Raw genomic sequence first — 18,906 nt, 5'->3', positions numbered from 1 at the left:
GCATTATATCGGCGCAAGCCAAGGCTTTATAGGCAACCACTTTGAATCACCGGGCGTTTTTTTCATGTCTTTGAATACTCGACTTCTCTTCGCGTTGATGGGCATTCCGTTATGCGTCTACGCGGCCATGGCGGTTTTCCTTGTGGTGAACAGCGATCACGCTTCACGCCAAGCGCTTCAAGAGCGCTTGCAAGGTAACAGTGAACTTATTGCGCCAAGCCTTGGCCAAGCCCTCTCAACGGCTAACCCTGAGGTGCTAACGCAACTCACTCGACGCCTATTTGAACAAGATGAATTTCGCGCCGTGGCGCTTTATAGCGCTGGCGGCGAGCGTTTGATTTCCCTTGGGCATGCGATGCCTCCCACGCCCGTGACACAAGCCCCCCATGAGTTTCAGTTAAATACCAACAACGGTGTTTGGCAACTTCGCCAGCCGCTGCCTGCCGACAATGATGCCTCACGCCACGGCTGGCTAGAGGCTGAAGTGGAGACCCGCACACTAACACTTGGGTACTATCGCTGGGTTGCCACCTTAAGCTTAGTGGGCATGCTACTGGGTATTGCACTTTTTTTAGTTGCTTTTGCGATTAGCCGCTTCACCACCCGCCCGCTAGAAGAGGCAAACCTTGCTTTATATCGCCTATCACGTGGGGATTATCGCCTTCATCTTGCCGATGCCTCGACTCACGAACATCAACAGTTAGCGAATAATATCCAGGCGTTGGCGCAGACCATGCAGCGCGCTCAGCATGAGATGCAAGCCCAGATTGAACAAGCCACAAGCGAGCTGCAAGAGTCGATGGAGACCATAGAAGAGCAGAATATTGAACTTGATATGGCTCACCGCAACGCATTGCGCGCCAACGCGGTCAAATCAGAATTTTTGGCCAATATGAGTCATGAAATTCGCACGCCGCTTAACGGGATTATTGGCTTTTGCCGTTTACTCGGTCGCTCCAAGCTCGAACCGCGCCAGCAGGAATGGTTGCAGCACGTACACCGTGCTTGCGATAACTTGCTTATGTTGGTCAATGACGTGCTGGATTTCTCCAAACTAGAAGCCAACCGCCTGACGCTTGAAGAAGCGGATATCGACATGGTCACACTGATAGATGAGGTAATAGGGCTCCACGCGCCGGAAGCGCAGCGTAAAGAACTGCAGTTGGTCGCGATGGTATACGACGATGTCCCCACGCCGGTGCGCGGTGACCCGTTGCGTCTGCACCAAGTGTTAAGCAACCTGCTCAGCAACGCCATCAAATTCACCCATGAGGGTGACGTCATTGTGCGGGTGATGTTGGATAGCGATGATGACGCTCAGCCTCAAAGGGCACAGCCCGTGCTACGTATCAGTGTCAACGACACGGGAATTGGTTTAAGCCATAAGCAACAAAAACAACTCTTTAGCGCATTTTCTCAGGCCGAACCCAGTCACTCGCGGGAGTTTGGCGGCAGTGGCTTAGGCCTTACCATTTGCCAGCAGCTGATTCAGCGTATGGGCGGTGAAATTAGCGTCGAAAGCGAACCAGGAAAAGGCGCTACGTTTGCTTTCACCCTACCGCTGCTCGCCCCCAACGTACAAGAAAGGCCGGTGGAGCTCACGCTGCCCTCCCCCACGATTTGCTTGCATGAGCCACACGAGCCGACCCGCTTTGTACTGTCTCATTTAATCGAGCGCTGGGGAGGAAAATCACGCTCTTTGGCCGCGCTAGAAACGAGTCAGTTATTCGTGCTTGGCGTTACAGCAAAAGAACTCCACGGCTCGGCTATTGATACGCTACAAACCACCATTGATGCCGCGCACTGTCCCGTACTGGTACTTGCCAACGTTCCCAACCTCGATGCACCAAGGCTGACATTTCCTTGTGGTGGTGAGATTTTAGCCAAGCCAGTCACCCGCGCCACATTGGCCAATGCACTCAAACGCCAACTGCTTAACACACCGTCAACAGCGCTCGCTGCCCCTGCAGAGACGCACAGCAAGACACACCACCTTCACATATTGGTTGTCGATGATAATACGTCCAACCGTGAGCTCCTCAAGGCGATGTTAGAGCGCGACAACATGGTCGTTACCACGGCAGAAAGCGGACAGCAAGCACTGGCACTCGCCAAAGACGCCCCGATACCTTTTGACATGGTGCTCATGGATATCCGTATGCCCGGCATGGATGGCGTACAGACCACTCAGGCACTGCGCCGCTTGGGCGGCCCGTGGGCCTCCTGCCCAGTGATAGCCGTCACCGCTCATGCGCTTAACAACGAGCGCCAACAATGGCTTAACGAAGGGCTGGATGAAGTGCTCATAAAGCCTATTGACGAGGCGAAGTTGCACCAACTGTTACAGCGTTTTTTAGGCGTAACAGTCGAAACGCTCAGCGCTAAAGCCGCCGCACCCAGGCCAACTCATGCGCCGGAAACGCTTGCGATTGTCGATTTAACGTTAGGGGAACAGCTGGCAGGTGGGAGTCTAGCGCGTGCGCATACACAGTTGATCGCCCTGATCGATAGCCTTGACGCCAGTGAAGCCCACATTCGCCACGCGATGGATGCTCAAGATGAAACGGCACTGCTGGATGCCGTTCATCATCTTAACGGCGCTAGCCGTTACTGTGGTGCGCCGGAACTTGCCTTATTGGTGGAAACCTTAGAAACGCGCCTGCGAACGCGTGGAATGGCGCAAGCCAAAACGCTGGTGAACGACTTATATGCGTCAATGACGCGTCTAAGGAAAGAACGTCAGCGCTTAACGGGCGTTTCTTAAGTTTATCCCTTGTGGTCTGCTTGCTCTAACACGACAAAAGCGATGGCATACTCAGCCTCATCGCTGAGGCTTACGTGGCTTTTGTCCACCCCTAAAGCAGCCGCGTGCTGCGCCGCTACGCCATGTAATTGAAGATAAGGTTTTCCCAACGACTCGTTAAGAACTTCAATTTCGCCCCACTGTATGCCCAAGCGAAGCCCTAGCCCCAAGGCTTTGACAAACGCTTCCTTGGCAGCAAACCGTTTCGCAAGAAATGCTGCCGGCTGCGGATGCCCAACAAAACGGCTTTGCTCATTCGGGCCCAGTATGCGCGCTGCAAAGCGCTCCCCATGGCGGGTCATTGCCGCGTCAAAACGCGCTACCCGCGCGATATCGGAACCAATGCCGACAATCATGCGTGCCCGCAGCAGCCGTGGTGTTCGTCGTGTTGATCATGCTCGTGATCATGGGCATCGAGTGCCGCCATTAGCCCTGCCTCTTGGCCAGCGACAATCAGTCGTTTCATTTCCACCACTGCCTCTTTCAAACCGACAAACAGCGCGCGCGCCATAATCGCATGACCAATATTGAGCTCATTCAAGCCGGGGATGGCCGCAATAGCCTCGGCGTTATGGTAATGCAAGCCGTGGCCAGCATTAACCACTAACCCTGCGTCATTGGCCAGTGTCGCGGCTTGGGTCAAGCGGTGATACTCTGCATTGGCTGCATCGCTTCCTGGTCTGGCTTCAGCGAACGCGCCAGTGTGTAATTCAATCGTGGGCGCGCCCGCACGCACAGCTGCCTCAATTTGTGCTTCATCGGGGTCAATAAATAAAGAGACGTCGCAACCAACGGCGGCCAGACGCTGACAGGCTTTAGCAATAACATCAAAGCCACCCACTACATCGAGGCCGCCTTCGGTGGTCAGTTCTTCGCGCTTTTCTGGCACTAAGCACACATTCGCCGGGCGAATTTCCTCGGCAAGGGCCAGCATGTCTTCAGTGACGGCCATCTCAAGGTTCATACGCGTATTGAGCACCTCGGCAAGCAGGCGCACATCGCGAGGTTGAATATGGCGGCGGTCTTCACGTAAGTGCACGGTAATACCGTCAGCGCCAGCCTCTTCCGCCACCAGGGCAGCTTGGACCGGATCGGGATAACGCGTGCCACGCGCTTGGCGCAGCGTCGCAATGTGATCAATGTTAACGCCTAACAAAATACGGGGGGGATGCATAACACCTCCAAAATAAAACACATCGGATAAGGCTAAGAAGAGGGAAACGGGCCAACAGATGTAGGTGCTGAAACGTGACGTCGCCGCGCTAAATCCAACATTAAGTGCCGCGAGCGTAGCTCTTGTGACCCTAAAAAAGGCGCCAACGCCGCCCGCATCAACGCTTTGAGTGCGTTAGCAAGGCCCGGGTGATGCCAGTTACCCTGCTCAATATAGCGAAGGGTGCGCCCTTCCCATCCTCGCTCAGCGGGAACGAAAGCGCGGTTAAGCGCATCGAATTGATAGCGCGCGTGCGGGTCAAGCGCGGAACCGTTGGGGGTAGTAAAACGCGGTGTCGCCCCCAGCGCCTCTAGCAGTGCCCACTCATAGCGGCGCAGCGCATGTGCTCGCTCGGCAGGTAGTGGCAATTCCTCCATCAAGGCGGTGTAGAACGCAAAAGTGTCATCTGCCGGCATCTCTAGGGGTAGCAGCCGTGTCGCAATTTCATTGGCATACAACCCACACAGCAGCCCCTCACCCACGAGCAGTGCCGTATGTCCACGCGACTCCATCAGCATCAGCCGCTTGAGCTCGCGCTCGCCCCGCCAGGTAACAAACAAGGGGGTAAACGGCTGAAGACGCTGGCGCGACTTAGACCCCGGCCGCTGCACGCCATGGGCAACGGCACGGACTCGTCCGTGGTTGATCGTCAATAGATCGACCAGCGCACTGGTTTCGCGATAGGGGCGCCGATGGAGCAAAAAAGCCGGCTCGGGAGTCATAAAGCTCTCAATGACAAACGTCGCTTAGTCGAGGTCGTAACCTAAGCTTTTCAAGGCGCGCTCATCGTCCGACCAGCCACGTTTTACCTTAACCCACAGGTTCAACATTACTTTGGTACCTAGCACGCGCTCGATATCCAGGCGTGCTTCACGGCCGATATTTTTGATCCGCTCGCCATTATCGCCAATCAAGATCACTTTCTGCCCTTGGCGTTCCACCAGAATCAGCGCGCTAATATGGGTCACACGCTCCGTTTCCCGGAATTCCTCAATCTCGACGGTCACCTGGTATGGCAGCTCATCGCCGAGCTGGCGCATGATTTTTTCCCGCACCAATTCCGCCGCCATAAAGCGCAGACTTTTGTCCGTAATTTGATCTTCAGGAAAGAAGTGCACACTTTCTGGCAGGTATTTAGCCACTTCTTCTTCAAGCGTATCCACTTGCGTGCCATGCTTGGCGGAAATTGGCACAATGGCCGCGAAGTCACGGCGGGCACCCACTTCTGATAACCACGGCAACAGCGTCGCCTTGTCCTGCAAGCGATCCACTTTATTGACTGCCAAAATAACCGGCGCTTTAACGTGCTCTAAGCGTTTTAATACCGCTTGATCTTCGTCACTCCAGCGGGTGCGATCAATAATAAATACGACACAATCGACATCACGCAGCGCCTGAGTGGCAGCCTGGTTCATAAAGTGATTGATGGCTTTATTGCGATCTTTCGACATGATGTGCATGCCGGGAGTATCGACATAGATAAACTGCGCATCGTCTTCGGTTTTAATACCCATCACCTGATGGCGTGTGGTTTGTGGACGCCGGGAGGTGATCGAGACTTTTTGCCCCAAAATACGGTTCATCAACGTCGATTTGCCAACGTTGGGGCGCCCAACGATCGCCACGAATCCGCACGTCTGGCTCATTGGGTTTCTCCATTTTCTTCAGATGAGGGTTCTAAATAGTGTAGCGCTTCGTTAGCCGCTTGCTGTTCAGCGTGACGGCGACTTGGCCCTTTGCCGGTTGTATGCTGATCAAGCAAATCAATATGGCATTCAACCGTAAAAGTTTGCGCATGGGCTTCCCCTTTGACGGTCACGACTTCATAGCGTGGAAGTGCTGCCTGACGCGATTGCAAAAATTCCTGCAAGCGGGTTTTGGGGTCTTTTTGCGTGTCTTGCAGGGAGATATTCGCCAGCCGCTGGGTGTACCACGCGAGTACACGTTCACGCACGGCATCCATTCCTGCATCCAAGTAAATAGCACCAATGACGGCTTCAACGGCGTCTGCCAAAATGGATTCGCGCCGATGGCCGCCGCTTTTCATTTCACCCGATCCTAATCGTAAGCACTCTCCAAACGCCATCTCACGGGCTAGCTCGGCAAGCGTTTGTCCCTTCACCAAGCGGGCTCTCAAGCGCGAGAGCTGTCCTTCCCGAGCTTGAGGAAAGCGTTCAAACAGCGCTTCGGCAATCACAAAATTAACAATTGAGTCACCTAAAAATTCCAAGCGCTCATTATTGCGGCCACCATAGCTGCGGTGAGTCATGGCCAGCTCTAACAGCAATATATCGTTAAACTCATAGCCGATACGTCGGCAAAAAGCATTTAAGGGATTACTCACGGAGCTCCTACGTCATCGACGGTTAACATGGGGGTTACAGCCATTTTTACACTATTGTTGTCAGTCACGTGAGTTGTCAGTCACGTGTTACTCAATGCGTCGCATGCTGGTAAAGCTGGGTAAACCGCCATCCCAATGCATCCACACAGCGAAGGCACGGCCAACGATATTCTCTTCAGGGACGAAGCCCCAGTAGCGGCTATCGTTGGAGTGGTCGCGATTGTCACCCATCGTGAAATAGTGGCCTTCGGGTACCACAACGGTGCGAAGCTGAGGGCCGGGGTCCAGCGGATTGTTATAAACTTGATACTCAGCGCCTCCCATCTCTTCTGCCAATAACAGCTGTTGAGGAGAGGTCTCAGGGCCTTCTTCTAGTAGCGCCTTGGGTACCGCTTCACCATTGACATAAAGCTGTTTCCCTTCGTAGCGAATGGAATCGCCCGGCAAGCCGACAACGCGCTTAATAAAGTTAACAGAAGGCTCATTAGGGAAGCGAAATACCATCACATCGCCCCGCTCAGGCTCGGAGACATCCAGTATCTCTGTATGCACTACCGGCAATCGCAGGCCGTAGGCAAACTTGTTCACCAGAATAAAATCTCCCACTTCTAATGTCGGACGCATGGAGCCAGAGGGAATTTGAAAGGGCTCAACGATAAAGCTACGCACCACTAGCACCACTAGCAGTACCGGGAAAAAAGAGCGTGCATAGTCAACCGGCCACGGCTCTTTCAGCAGTTTTTCACGACTTTGGGGGTCAAGTCCCTCCGTCGTGGCTGCTTCCGCCGTTTCAGTGCGCTCACGGCGCCGCCGACGCCAAAAAAGCGCATCTAGCAGATAAACAATGCCGGAGAGCGCTACGGCAATGACCAGAAGTAGTGAAAAATCCATGGTGGGGTCTCTTCCCTAGTCGTTGACCTTGAGCACGGCAAGGAAGGCATCCTGGGGGATTTCCACACGCCCGACTTGCTTCATCCGCTTTTTACCGGCTTTTTGCTTTTCAAGCAGTTTCTTTTTACGCGTGATATCGCCACCGTAACACTTCGCCGTCACGTTTTTACGCAGTGCTTTAACGGTAGAGCGCGCCACCACTTGCCCCCCAATGGCTGCCTGAATCGCAACGTCGAACATCTGGCGCGGAATCAACTCTTTCATTTTTTCTACCAGAATGCGTCCGCGTGAATGGGCATGATCCCGGTGAATAATCACGGCAAGGGCGTCGACTTTATCGCCATTAATCATGACATCGAGGCGCACCAGTTTCGCCGCTTCAAAGCGCTCAAAGTTATATTCTAAAGACGCATATCCTTTAGAAATCGACTTCAGTCGATCAAAGAAATCCATCACCACTTCAGACATCGGCAGCTCATAGGTGAGCTGAATTTGGTTACCCAAAAACTGCATATCGAGCTGAGTACCACGGCGTTGCTCGCACTCGGCGATTACGTTACCGACAAATTCTTGTGGTACCAAAATACTGGCGCGCACCACAGGTTCACGCATTTCTTCGATGTCGGCTAAATCCGGTAACTTTGAAGGGTTGGAGACGTACTTAACGTCGCCATTTTTCATCGCTAACTCATAAACCACCGTAGGAGCGGTGGTCAAAAGATCGAGATCATATTCGCGCTCTAAGCGCTCCTGGATGATCTCCATGTGCAGTGTGCCCAAAAAGCCCACGCGAAATCCAAAGCCAAGCGCATCCGAGTTTTCCGGTTCATATTCCAGGGAGGCGTCGTTTAGGGCCAATTTTTCCAGTGCATCACGAAAGTCTTCGTAATCATCGGCACTAACCGGGAACATACCCGCATAAACCTGCGGCTTCACTTTTTGGAAACCGGGCAAACGCTCGACATCAGGCGTTTTAGCATGAGTAATGGTATCGCCAACGGGGGCACCATGAATGTCTTTAATGCCAGCGACCAAAAAGCCCACTTCGCCGGCGCGCAGAATGTTGGTTTCTTTACGCAGTGGGGTGAAAATCCCCACTTCCGTTGCGCCCCAGTCGCGACCGGTAGATTTAATCCGTACTTTATCCCCCTTACGCAAGGTGCCATCAAACAAGCGAATGAGCGACACGACGCCTAAGTAGTTATCGAACCAAGAGTCGATAATCAGCGCTTGTAATGGCGCATCTGGGCTGCCTTTGGGCGGGGGAATATCACGCACTAAACGCTCTAACAGCGCATCAATACCAACCCCGCTTTTTGCCGACACTTGACAGGCATCGGTCGCGTCAATGCCGATAATTTCTTCGACTTCTTGCGCTACCCGGTCTGGATCAGCTTGTGGGAGGTCAATCTTGTTGAGTACTGGCAGCACTTCAAGCCCCTGCTCAACGGCGGTGTAACAGTTGGCCACCGACTGGGCTTCCACTCCTTGCGCCGCATCCACAACCAACAACGCCCCCTCACAGGCATAAAGCGAGCGCGACACTTCGTACGAGAAATCGACGTGGCCTGGTGTATCGATGAAATTAAGTTGATACAGCTGACCGTCGGGCGCCCTGTAATCCAACGTCACCGACTGCGCTTTAATGGTAATCCCACGCTCGCGCTCAATATCCATCGAGTCGAGTACCTGCTCTTTAAGCTCACGCTCAGTAAGGCCGCCACAGGTCTGAATCAACCGATCTGATAGCGTGGATTTACCATGGTCGATGTGCGCAATGATAGAGAAGTTGCGTATGTGCTTGAGCTGTTCATTGGGGTCGTCGTGGGACATCGAATGTATTCTGCCTTATGAAAGTCGTACGCAGGTGCTCGTAAATGCCACTGCGAAAAAACAACGCTCGAAAATAACCAAAACGGTGAACGGGCTATTCCGACAAGAAAGATAGGCGCTATTGTAGCGATATGAGAGAGAGAGGAACAGCAGTCCGGCTTTTTAGCCGGACTGTTTGAAGGGATCAGGTACGAAAAGTCCTTCGTTATTGTAAGCGAAGCGCTACGAAAAGCGAGCGCCCGTCGCGGTAGACCCGCAGCGGAATGGCGCGGTCTTTTGGTAACTGTTCGACGACCTCGGCCAACTCTTGGCTGGATGAGACACTTTTCTGGTCAATACTGACCAAGATATCCCCAGGGCGAATACCCGCCTGCGCTGCAACGCTTTGCGGTTCAACGTTAGTCACCTCAACTCCTCCTTGGATATTGAGCTTTTGGCGGACAGCGTCATCGACTTCACGGACCGCGACACCCAGACGCACTTGGCTGTTATCGGGCTGGCTCGGGCTGGCTTGCTCACTGTTGGGCCAGCGACCCAGTTCGACTTGCTCATTAATCTCGCGGCCGTCACGTAGCACACGCAGCTCCACCTCATCGCCCGGGGCCACACGACCAATCAAACGTGGCAACGTGCTTGAGCGTTCGACGTCTTCGCCATTGACCTCAAGAATCACATCACCGGCTTCTAGGCCGCCACGTGCCGCAGGGCCTTTCGGATCAAGGTCAGCGATCAGGGCACCCGTCGGGGTTTCCATACCAAACGATTCCGCCAAGTCACGCGACACTGGCTGGATCATTACGCCTAGCCAGCCGCGGTTAACCCGTCCGTCATCGCGCAACTGATCCGCCACATCCATTGCTACGTTGATAGGGATCGCGAAAGAAAGCCCCATAAACCCGCCGCTACGGGTAAAGATTTGCGAATTAATCCCGACAACTTCGCCATCCAAGTTGAAAAGCGGCCCCCCAGAGTTACCTGGGTTGATCGCCACATCCGTTTGAATAAAGGGAACGTAAGCGTCGCGTGGCAGTGTACGGTTAATGGCACTAACAATCCCCGCCGTGACGGAGTAATCAAAACCAAACGGTGAGCCAATCGCGGCTACCCACTCGCCGACGTTCAAGTCATCCGAATCGCCGAGGTTAAGCGTAGGAAGGCCACTGGCATCAACTTTTAACAACGCGATGTCGGTTTGTGGATCACTGCCGACAATCTCAGCCTCTAATTCGCGGCGATCATTAAAGCGCACCAATATCTCGTCGGCATCTTCGACAACATGTGCATTGGTCAATACATAGCCGTCTTCACTGATCACAAAACCAGAGCCCAACGATTGCCGTTCTTCATTCCGGCCTTGGCCTGGACCTTCTCCTTGGCCAGGCGGAACCGGGAAGCGGTCACCAAAAAAGTGACGAAAAATCTCGGGGATGTCTTCTTCACCAAAGCCGTGAAAAGACGAACTGCTACGGCTGGGCACCGTTCGACTCGTGGAGATATTCACCACGCCCGGCGCGGCTTTTTCAACCAAAACGGTAAAGTCAGGCAACTGTTGCGCTTGGGCATGGCTACTGAAGACCAATACTGCAACCAAGCAGAGCCACAACGTCGAGGGGAAAATCAGGCGCTTCATATAAGAGCTCCTAAATTGACAATAAGGCCAACACCGGCCGTGGATGAACTATGATTCCTCAGTGCAAAATGAGCCTTCAGCACATAGAGTCATGCGTATTAAAAAACCGAATTAATTGACAAGATAAGGCCGGAAGCGTTCCGCAACATGTCGATTGTTGAATCTAAGGAAAACAGTCGTGGCGATCACGGTAGCAAAAAAAAGCGCAGGCGCACTCCAACTAGAGGCTAAACCCAAAGCAGATAAAAGCCCCACGCACCCCATCGCTAACAGTAACGGCAGCGCGTAAACCCAAAGCGCCAAACGCGTCAACGAACGCCGCGGCATACCTATAAGCACATGGCTTCCAAGCGGAAAAAAAACTTCTAGTTTGCGTTGTTTTTGGGCTTCTAGGTTATGGCCAACAGGCACATCCACTTGCCAGCGCCGGGGGCGCTCTAAAAGCCCTGCACCGCATCCCCCTCCGTTTTGACAACGCTCGCAACCAGCATCGGCTTGCACTTCAACGCGCAAACCAGTTGCGCTATACCCCACCACCGTGGCATCACGGCATAAATCCGGCATCGCTGACGTCAGAGATGATAGCGCCATGGTATTTACTCCGAGACGTTATCCACGCGTTCGACTGAACGCACAACACGGCGCAAGACTTCTGGTGGCACTTCCCCAATCGCCACCACTTGGTGAACCGCATTTGAATCTTGGTAACGTTCAACCGCCACGGCTGACACCCCCAGCCGATGCACGCCAGGCAAAAACGACGAGGCGGAAACAGGCTCAACAAAAACGCTGACGGTGGCTAACCCATCGCTGTAAAGCTGCTGGACGCGCCCATCAGATAATTCTCGCGATACGCCGGACTGCAACTGGAACCCTCTGGGCAGCCAGTTCACTTGCCAATCAGTGCTTGGGGCGCTCTCTGGATAGCCAATGTCAACATTGCCGCTAAAACGTTCAGGGTCTTGTAGCTGGGTCACTTGAAACGTTTCTAAAATGTCGTCATCGGTATTGCGCAAAACATGCTTCAGCACAAGCCCCGTGGCAGCGTCTAGCCACCACTGGCGTGGATAGCGATCCGTATCATGAGGATCAAAGGTGATTTGCACCGCATCTCGACCGGCGACTCGTTTATCACCTTCCAGCGAAATTGCATAAATATCGCCCAAGTGTTCTGCCCATTGAGTCGGAATGGATACATCAGCCTCTGGGGCGCTCATCCATCCCCAATGTCCGACTCGGACGTGGCGCTCAATGCTCATTGAGGGACCGTCTAAATATTGGACCACCTGCTGGCGAATACCATCTTGAATACGGTGTGAAAGGGCAAGCGTACTAATCTCGGATTCGTCAATCGTCACAGCACGCGCTTGATAACTGTAACAATGGCTGGCCCACAAACTCATGCTCAACCACTGCTGAGCATTTGTCGGTGATTGCCCTTCCAACGCAGAGCAGTTCAGCGTCTTTGTACCAAGCCATGGCTCATCGGCTGATACCGGATAAGCAAACAGCAGTACTGAGTAAAGCGCATAGGTCAAAGCAATGGTGGTGAAAACATTACGAGTCATCAACTGTGGCATCGTCTACGTACTGGGTATCAAAGGCACACACTATTTTTCATACATCCTCTGCGTGCACTCTTTATATTATATGTGCTACTGCCCTAGCGAACTCGCTGACATGGCAGAGCGTGTTAGCGGTAACCAACTATCGCTATTACCATACGCGGCGCCGTGAGCATGCTGTTCAAGGTATGAACGTAATAAACGAACTTGTTCAACATCAAGTGCTGAATGTTGCACATTGCTTGTGCTTGCTGCACTTGGCGGAAGTTGAGAAGTCGAAAAGCCTCCTTCGCTAACGTTCATAAGGCCGCTATTTGTTGACTGACCATTGAGGCGAAAGGGAGTAGGTTCAAACATCGGCATGTTTCTCCCCGCCACGCTGGCACGAGAAGACTCTGAACTAGCAAGGCTTACAGGCTGCACTTGCTGAGCCGCATTCGCCGGCATTGAGGGCGCATTAGCCACGCTGTTAGGGCGATCCACCGCAGGATTACCATTACCGTTATCAAACCCCGTATTGAAGTATTGCGCACCGGTAATCACCATTAACGACACCGCAGCAGCGACGCCTGCACCACGGGCAAAAGAGACGGTGGGCGCCTTACGCGATTTGCCTTTCAAAACCTCCGAAGCAGTATCTGCTAACGGCACTGACTCTTCTTGCAGTCGAGCCATAACACCAGCGGAGAGGTCGACAGTGACATCAACACCTAGCTCACGCTGCATCACACTGCGCGCCAGATGGTAGCGCCGCCAAGTATCCGCTGCGTCGGCATTATCAGGTAGTGACTTCAACACTCGGCGTAGTTCGAACTCTTCACTTTCCCCGTCCATTAAGGCTGAAAGCGACTCCCGCGTGTTTTGACTCATACTTCACACCCTCACACTGATTATAAGAAGCTCACTAACAACGTTAATACATCACTGCTTCATTAGCCGCAGCGCTCATTACTCATAACGTTATGTCGTTTCACTTCTCTTTGGCCAAGACCTTGTCGTCATCATTTATCCTATGATGTCGAAACATCGCTACCTTTAAGGCAGTCTAAAGTGTATGACGATGAATGTAGCGGACAGTTCAATACGTTTGCGAAACAACGCATAAAAAAAGATGCGCTCATTCTTCTCGACTGTTGCGCGCTGTCGTCACTAACGGGCGAATATGCTCGTCAACAGCTTCCCTTGCACGAAAAATACGCGAGCGCACTGTACCGACCGGGCACTGCATCACTTGGGCAATATCTTCATAAGCAAGACCGTCAAATTCCCGCAGTGTAATCGCCGTGCGTAAATCATCAGGCAGTTTTTCAATGGCTTCGAACACAGCCGCTTCAAGTTGATCTCTGGCAATCGCCGCTTCCGGCGACTCGCTATCCGCTAACCGCCCGCTTTGGTCAATGACCTCAGCATCCGATACATCCATATCACTCCCTGGTGGGCGCCGTCCGCGCGACACAAGATGGTTTTTGGCCGTATTAATCGCGATGCGGTACATCCAGGTATAAAAGGCGCTTTCCGAACGAAAATTCGCCAATGCCCGATAGGCTTTAATAAAGGCCTCTTGCGCAACATCCTGCACTTCAGCGTGATCGTGCACATAGCGGCTAATTAAACCGATAATTTTGTGTTGATACTTCTTAACCAAGAGGTCAAATGCGCGGTTATCACCTTTTTGAGCACGCTCAACAAGCTGCTGATCGGTTTCACGGATGCCCATTCACACACCTCTCCTGCTCATCAGACGGAGAGCATGCTTAAATCGATTACGTCCCCATTGCGCGTGGGCATTAACAGCAAGCAGCATAGCGTCCCTTGGGAGTTTGGTTAGTCTAAAAACTGATGACCTAAAATAAAAAACTGTTAGGCCAAAATAGTGTTACGCGTTCTGCTCAAGGCATCAAGCGTTTACCTGCATGAAAAAATCAAAGCCAAAAACTTTCGCAAGGACATTTTGCGTTATCCAATAGTTCCGTAACAATTGATTTTTACTACCTTAGCGAGCGATAGTAGGCGTCTCTTTTCGACCACTGCGCAAGCACAGGTAACACGATGTCAGAACAGCAGGTGAATAACCTTAATGTCCTCGCCCAGGATGTTCTTATTACTCCCGAGACGCTAAAAAAAGCGGTTCCTCTTACCGAAAAAGCCGAACGCTCGGTGATTGATGGTCGTCAAACCATCCAAAATATCCTTGATGGTAAAGACCCTCGACTTTTGGTAGTAGTCGGTCCATGTTCCATCCATGATGTGGATGCCGCCATGGATTACGCCCGCCGCCTGCGTGAACTCGCCGATAACGTCAGCGACAGTCTATTTATCGTGATGCGCGTCTATTTCGAAAAACCACGCACCACGGTTGGGTGGAAAGGCTTAATCAACGACCCACACTTAAATGGCTCATTTGAGATCGAAGAGGGCTTGCATATCGCGCGTAAGCTACTAGTGGATCTCGCTGAACTGGGGTTACCGCTTGCCACCGAAGCGCTTGATCCTATTTCGCCTCAGTATATTCAAGACTGCATCAGCTGGTCAGCCGTGGGTGCGCGTACGACTGAATCACAAACTCACCGTGAAATGGCCTCAGGGCTTTCTGGTCCGGTGGGTTTTAAAAACGGCACCGACGGCAGCCTTGATGTGGCGATTAACGCACTTCAATCCGTTGCAAGCCCGCACAATTTCTTGGGCATTAACCACGAAGGCCAAGTTGCGATTATCCGCACGCGGGGAAATGCCTACGGCCACGTGGTACTGCGTGGCGGCAATGGCAAACCCAACTACGACAGTGTCAGCGTAGCACTCGCAGAGCAAGAGCTGAAAAAAGCCGACCTATCCCCCAACATTATGATCGATTGCTCTCACGCCAACTCCAACAAAGATCCGGCGCTTCAACCGCTGGTACTGGAAAACGTGACCAACCAGATTTTAGACGGCAACACCTCAATTATTGGCTTAATGGTCGAGTCCAATATCAGCTGGGGCAACCAGAAAGTGCCCGAAGATATCAGCCAGCTTACGTATGGAGTGTCTATTACTGACGCCTGTATCGATTGGGATGCCACTGTCGAAGCTTTTACCCGCATGAACGAAAAGTTAGCGGATACATTGGCGAAACGCATCGCCAAGTAAGTCTTTAAAGCAAGCACTTGAATACAAGCGCTTGAAAACCGGCCCTAGGCGATTTCGCGCCGAAACGGCGGCAATGCATCCAGCAACGCCTTCCCGTAGCGGCGCGTTAATACACGACGGTCGAGTAGCGTGATACGACCGCTATCGCTCTCCTTGCGAATTAAGCGCCCGCAGGCTTGCACAAGCTTGATGGAGGCATCCGGCACGCTGATGCGCATAAACGCGTTCCCACCCTGGCTTTCAATCCATTCGGCTAATGTCGCGCCCACCGGATCATCCGGTACCGCGAACGGCAGCCGGGTAATTACCACGTGGGTAAGATACTCCCCCGGCAGGTCAATGCCTTCGGCAAAGCTTGCCAGGCCAAAGATCACGCTTCCCTCATCGCGATCCACTGCGGCGCGGTGTCGCTCCAAAAGTTCACGCTTGGGCAGCGCATCTTGCGCCAGCACGCGTGCTTTCACTGCGTCGGGTAACGCCTTCTCTACCGCACGGAGCTGCGAACGAGAAGAAAACAGCACCAAAGCCGCTTCCCGGTCGGCAAGCTCAATCACAAAATCAATAATTGCCTGCTCGTGGGCCTCTCTATTACTGGGGTCCGTCGCCGCTTGAGGCACGCTGAGCACTGCATTCGCGTAGTCAAACGGGCTTGGCAATGCCTGATAACGGTAACGCCCGGCGAGCCCGGCACGCTCTTGCAGGCGATCAAAACGCCCCAACGCAGTTAACGTCGCAGAGGTCACCACGGCCCCATGACACCGGCCCCACAAATGCTTGGCCAGCGTATGCGCTGCCGATACCGGACTTGCCGAAAACTCCACTTCGGGCTCACCGCCTACGCGACTTAAGGTAACCCAGCGCGCGCTGGGCGGCGCATCATTTGGGTCGACAACACTGACCGCCTCCCAAAGCGCGAAGGCTTCCAGTGCGCGCCCGTGTAGCAACGCCACCAGCGGCAGCCAGCTTTCCGCCTGTTCGCGGTCCAACCCTGTCTGTTTATCAGGGTCGAGGCTTTCGCGCAGGATATCGGCAATACTTTCAAGACTACGTGACAGCTCAGCAAACATTTTCATGAGCTGCCCTGCTTGCTCACGCAAGGCTTCAGGTGTCTGCCCTTTGGCAAACCGCGTTTGCTTAAACGCCTCCTCATCGCCTAACCCATTGGGTCGCTCAGCGAGTTGATGCCCAAGGGTAAATACCTCCTGAAGCGTCGGCTCTAACGCCTGAAGCATCTCGGGAAGCTTAGCCAGTAACTGACGGACCGTCGGCTGTATCGCCAACGCCTGGTGCAGCTCAGTCAGGCTGTTTTTCAGTGTTTTAAGCCAACGCAGGCAACCATGAACGGCAAAACGGTGCGCAAAGTGCGAAAGCGCTTTATCTGGCAGGTGATGACCTTCGTCAAAGACGAAAATACAATCGGCAGGATCGGGCAGGATCGCACCTCCGCCCAGCGCTAAGTCAGCCAGCACCAGGTCGTGGTTTGCCACAATCACATCGGCTTCTTCCAGCTCTCGGCGCGAGCGGAAAAACGCGCAGGCACCAAAATGGCCGCAGCGCCGGCCTGTGCACTGGCGGTGGTCGACCGTTAAACGCCGCCAAGTCGCATCCTCGATGGTGGTTGGCCAGCTATCGCGATCCCCCTCCCATTCACCTTGGCCATAGGCCGTGGCCATATCGCTAGCAAGCTGAGAGAAATCGCTGCTGGTGGCGATCAACTCCTGTTCGAAAAGCGACATGGTGGGATTCGGCTCGCTGCCTTCCAGCGCTTGGTCCAGACGCGCCACACACACATAGCGCCCGCGCCCTTTCGCTAACGCATAACGAAACGCAATGCCGCTATGCTGTGCCAATGTCGGCAGATCGTGGCCTAGCACTTGCTCTTGCAGGGCAATTGTGGCGGTGGAAACCACCAAACGCTTGCCCTGAGCCTTGGCAATCGGCAAGGCGGCAAGCAAATAGGCCAAGGTTTTTCCCGTCCCCGTACCGGCTTCTAGCACGCAGACATGGTGGTCGTTCTGGCGTTTGCCCTCGTCGTCCATAACGATTCCGCCAAGCGTTCGAGCAATCTCGGCAATCATCAGCCGCTGGCCATAGCGCGGCGTCAGATTGAGTCGTTCAACGACTTGGCGATAGGCGTTTTGGATATCACCTTTTAGCGCATCATCAAGCATGGTGCTTAGAGCAAGCCTTCCGGCGGATGCTCACACGGCAGTTTATCGCCGATATAACGCTCGATTTCCGGTAGTGAGAAGGCATCCTCTTCGCCGACGAAACTGATCGACACACCTTTTGCACCGGCGCGACCGGTACGTCCAATACGGTGGACGTAATCTTCCGGATCTTCCGGCAGCGTGTAGTTGATCACATGGCTCACGTCATCGATGTGGATACCACGACCGGCAACATCGGTGGCCACCAGCACTTGAATTTCGCCTTCACGGAAGCGTTCCAGTGTGGTGATACGCTGAGCCTGTGGCACATCGCCCGACAGCATCGCTGCGCTGATACCCGCTTTCTTGAGCAAGTCATCCAGCTTGCGCACCAGATCACGGCGGTTGCCAAACACCATCACTCGCTCAAAGCTTTCCTGCTCCAACAGCTTCACTAGCAAGCGCTGCTTGTCGTCGTCGGAGACTAAATAGACGCGCTGATCGATATCCGCCTGGTTCTCGACGGTAACCTCGATCTCGACATGGGCCGGATCAAGCGTCCACTGGCTGGCAAGATTGAGAATATCGTCGTTAAACGTGGCCGAAAATAGAAACGTCTGGCGCTCCTCTTTTTTCGGCGTGTAGCGAATAATGCGCTTCACATCGGGAATAAAGCCCATCGATAACATGCGATCGGCTTCATCCAACACCAACACTTCAACTTCGTTCAAGTCGATATCGCGCTTTTGGTGGAAGTCGAGCAATCGCCCTGGGGTAGCCACCAGGATATCGATCTTCTTGCCCAGACTATCGCGCTGCTTCTGGTAATCCATGCCGCCGACAACGCTTGCCACATTAAGCTTGCTGAAACGCGCAAGCGCTTTAGCATCTTTCTCAATTTGCAGCGCAAGCTCTCGTGTCGGGGCGATTATCAGCGCTCGTGGGGCGCCTTGCTTTTGTCCATCGGGCGTGGGCTCTTCGAGGAAGTACGCCAGCATGGAGATCAAAAACGCCGCCGTTTTACCCGTGCCTGTTTGCGCTTTACCCACGATATCGCCGCCGAGCAGCGTATGACGCAGCGCTTCCGCCTGAATCGGCGTGCAATACTCAAAGCCTTGAGCATGAATCGCACGCATCAGCGGCAACGGCAGATCGAAATCATGAAAACGCCATTTACCCGCCACGGCGGGTACCTGAAACTGGCGAAGATCCCAGTTTGACTGGCGACGACGCGGCTTACGACGACGGCGCTTGGGCTTGCGGTTCTGGGCCGATGCGGGGGTTTGTTCCGGCTCGCTCATAGGCTATGTATTCGTCCGTTACGGTGAATGTTAGGCATGACAAAGGCCAT

The 18,906-nt window shown here is 53.5% G+C and carries 16 protein-coding genes; 2 read left to right on the top strand and 14 right to left on the bottom strand.

Features of this window, described 5'->3' with window-relative positions:
* Positions 1 to 64: 64 nt before the first annotated feature.
* A complete protein-coding gene (locus QC823_RS12790) occupies positions 65 to 2,764 on the top strand; it encodes an ATP-binding protein (RefSeq protein WP_309656741.1) in 2,700 nt (899 codons plus the stop codon).
* Between the two features lie 2 nt (positions 2,765 to 2,766).
* Here the strand turns inward: QC823_RS12790 and acpS are convergent, their stop codons facing one another.
* The 12 genes from acpS to rpoE form a co-directional block, all read right to left on the bottom strand.
* Positions 2,767 to 3,159: a holo-ACP synthase gene (gene acpS / locus QC823_RS12785; RefSeq protein ID WP_309656740.1), complete on the bottom strand. Its 393-nt coding sequence runs from the start codon at positions 3,157 to 3,159 to the stop codon at positions 2,767 to 2,769.
* Positions 3,156 to 3,977, bottom strand: coding sequence for a pyridoxine 5'-phosphate synthase (gene pdxJ, locus QC823_RS12780; RefSeq protein ID WP_309656739.1), 822 nt, complete (start codon positions 3,975 to 3,977; stop codon positions 3,156 to 3,158). The genes acpS and pdxJ overlap by 4 nt, the downstream gene beginning before the upstream one ends.
* A gap of 32 nt (positions 3,978 to 4,009) precedes the next feature.
* The gene (recO, locus tag QC823_RS12775; RefSeq protein ID WP_309656738.1) at positions 4,010 to 4,738 is read right to left on the bottom strand and encodes a DNA repair protein RecO; all 729 of its coding nucleotides are present in this window, start codon (positions 4,736 to 4,738) and stop codon (positions 4,010 to 4,012) included.
* Positions 4,739 to 4,762: 24 nt separating this feature from the next.
* Positions 4,763 to 5,662 carry a GTPase Era gene (gene era / locus QC823_RS12770; RefSeq protein ID WP_309656737.1) on the bottom strand — a complete coding sequence of 300 codons (900 nt, stop codon included), beginning with the start codon at positions 5,660 to 5,662 and terminating at the stop codon, positions 4,763 to 4,765.
* On the bottom strand, positions 5,659 to 6,360 hold the full coding sequence (gene rnc, locus QC823_RS12765; protein WP_309656736.1) for a ribonuclease III: 702 nt from the start codon (positions 6,358 to 6,360) through the stop codon (positions 5,659 to 5,661). Before rnc ends, era begins: the two co-directional genes overlap by 4 nt.
* Before the next feature lie 87 nt (positions 6,361 to 6,447).
* Positions 6,448 to 7,251 carry a signal peptidase I gene (gene lepB / locus QC823_RS12760; RefSeq protein ID WP_309656735.1) on the bottom strand — a complete coding sequence of 268 codons (804 nt, stop codon included), beginning with the start codon at positions 7,249 to 7,251 and terminating at the stop codon, positions 6,448 to 6,450.
* Between the two features lie 15 nt (positions 7,252 to 7,266).
* Entirely contained in the window at positions 7,267 to 9,084 is a 1,818-nt protein-coding gene (gene lepA / locus QC823_RS12755; protein WP_309656734.1) for a translation elongation factor 4, read from the bottom strand.
* A 205-nt stretch (positions 9,085 to 9,289) separates the two neighbouring features.
* Positions 9,290 to 10,714, bottom strand: a complete 1,425-nt coding sequence (locus tag QC823_RS12750) for a DegQ family serine endoprotease (RefSeq protein WP_309656733.1) — start codon at positions 10,712 to 10,714, stop codon at positions 9,290 to 9,292.
* Positions 10,715 to 10,825: 111 nt separating this feature from the next.
* Positions 10,826 to 11,305: a SoxR reducing system RseC family protein gene (locus tag QC823_RS12745; RefSeq protein ID WP_309656732.1), complete on the bottom strand. Its 480-nt coding sequence runs from the start codon at positions 11,303 to 11,305 to the stop codon at positions 10,826 to 10,828.
* Positions 11,306 to 11,310: 5 nt separating this feature from the next.
* Positions 11,311 to 12,282 carry a MucB/RseB C-terminal domain-containing protein gene (locus QC823_RS12740; protein ID WP_309656731.1) on the bottom strand — a complete coding sequence of 324 codons (972 nt, stop codon included), beginning with the start codon at positions 12,280 to 12,282 and terminating at the stop codon, positions 11,311 to 11,313.
* An 87-nt stretch (positions 12,283 to 12,369) separates the two neighbouring features.
* A complete protein-coding gene (locus tag QC823_RS12735) occupies positions 12,370 to 13,149 on the bottom strand; it encodes a sigma-E factor negative regulatory protein (RefSeq protein WP_309656730.1) in 780 nt (259 codons plus the stop codon).
* 247 nt (positions 13,150 to 13,396) lie between these two features.
* A complete protein-coding gene (gene rpoE / locus QC823_RS12730) occupies positions 13,397 to 13,996 on the bottom strand; it encodes an RNA polymerase sigma factor RpoE (RefSeq protein ID WP_309656729.1) in 600 nt (199 codons plus the stop codon).
* A gap of 332 nt (positions 13,997 to 14,328) precedes the next feature.
* Here rpoE and QC823_RS12725 point away from each other — a divergent pair, with 332 nt between their 5' ends.
* The gene (locus QC823_RS12725; RefSeq protein WP_309656728.1) at positions 14,329 to 15,405 is read left to right on the top strand and encodes a 3-deoxy-7-phosphoheptulonate synthase; all 1,077 of its coding nucleotides are present in this window, start codon (positions 14,329 to 14,331) and stop codon (positions 15,403 to 15,405) included.
* A gap of 44 nt (positions 15,406 to 15,449) precedes the next feature.
* Here the strand turns inward: QC823_RS12725 and dinG are convergent, their stop codons facing one another.
* Positions 15,450 to 17,576: an ATP-dependent DNA helicase DinG gene (gene dinG / locus QC823_RS12720; protein WP_309656727.1), complete on the bottom strand. Its 2,127-nt coding sequence runs from the start codon at positions 17,574 to 17,576 to the stop codon at positions 15,450 to 15,452.
* A 5-nt stretch (positions 17,577 to 17,581) separates the two neighbouring features.
* Entirely contained in the window at positions 17,582 to 18,856 is a 1,275-nt protein-coding gene (rhlB, locus tag QC823_RS12715; RefSeq protein ID WP_309656726.1) for an ATP-dependent RNA helicase RhlB, read from the bottom strand.
* Between the last annotated feature and the right edge of the window lie 50 nt (positions 18,857 to 18,906).

The sequence above is a fragment of the Vreelandella vilamensis genome, from assembly GCF_031451755.1.
Lineage (GTDB): Bacteria > Pseudomonadota > Gammaproteobacteria > Pseudomonadales > Halomonadaceae > Vreelandella > Vreelandella vilamensis.
The sequence above is the reverse complement of the archived record's forward strand: the minus strand, read 5'-3'. Positions and strand labels throughout refer to the sequence as shown.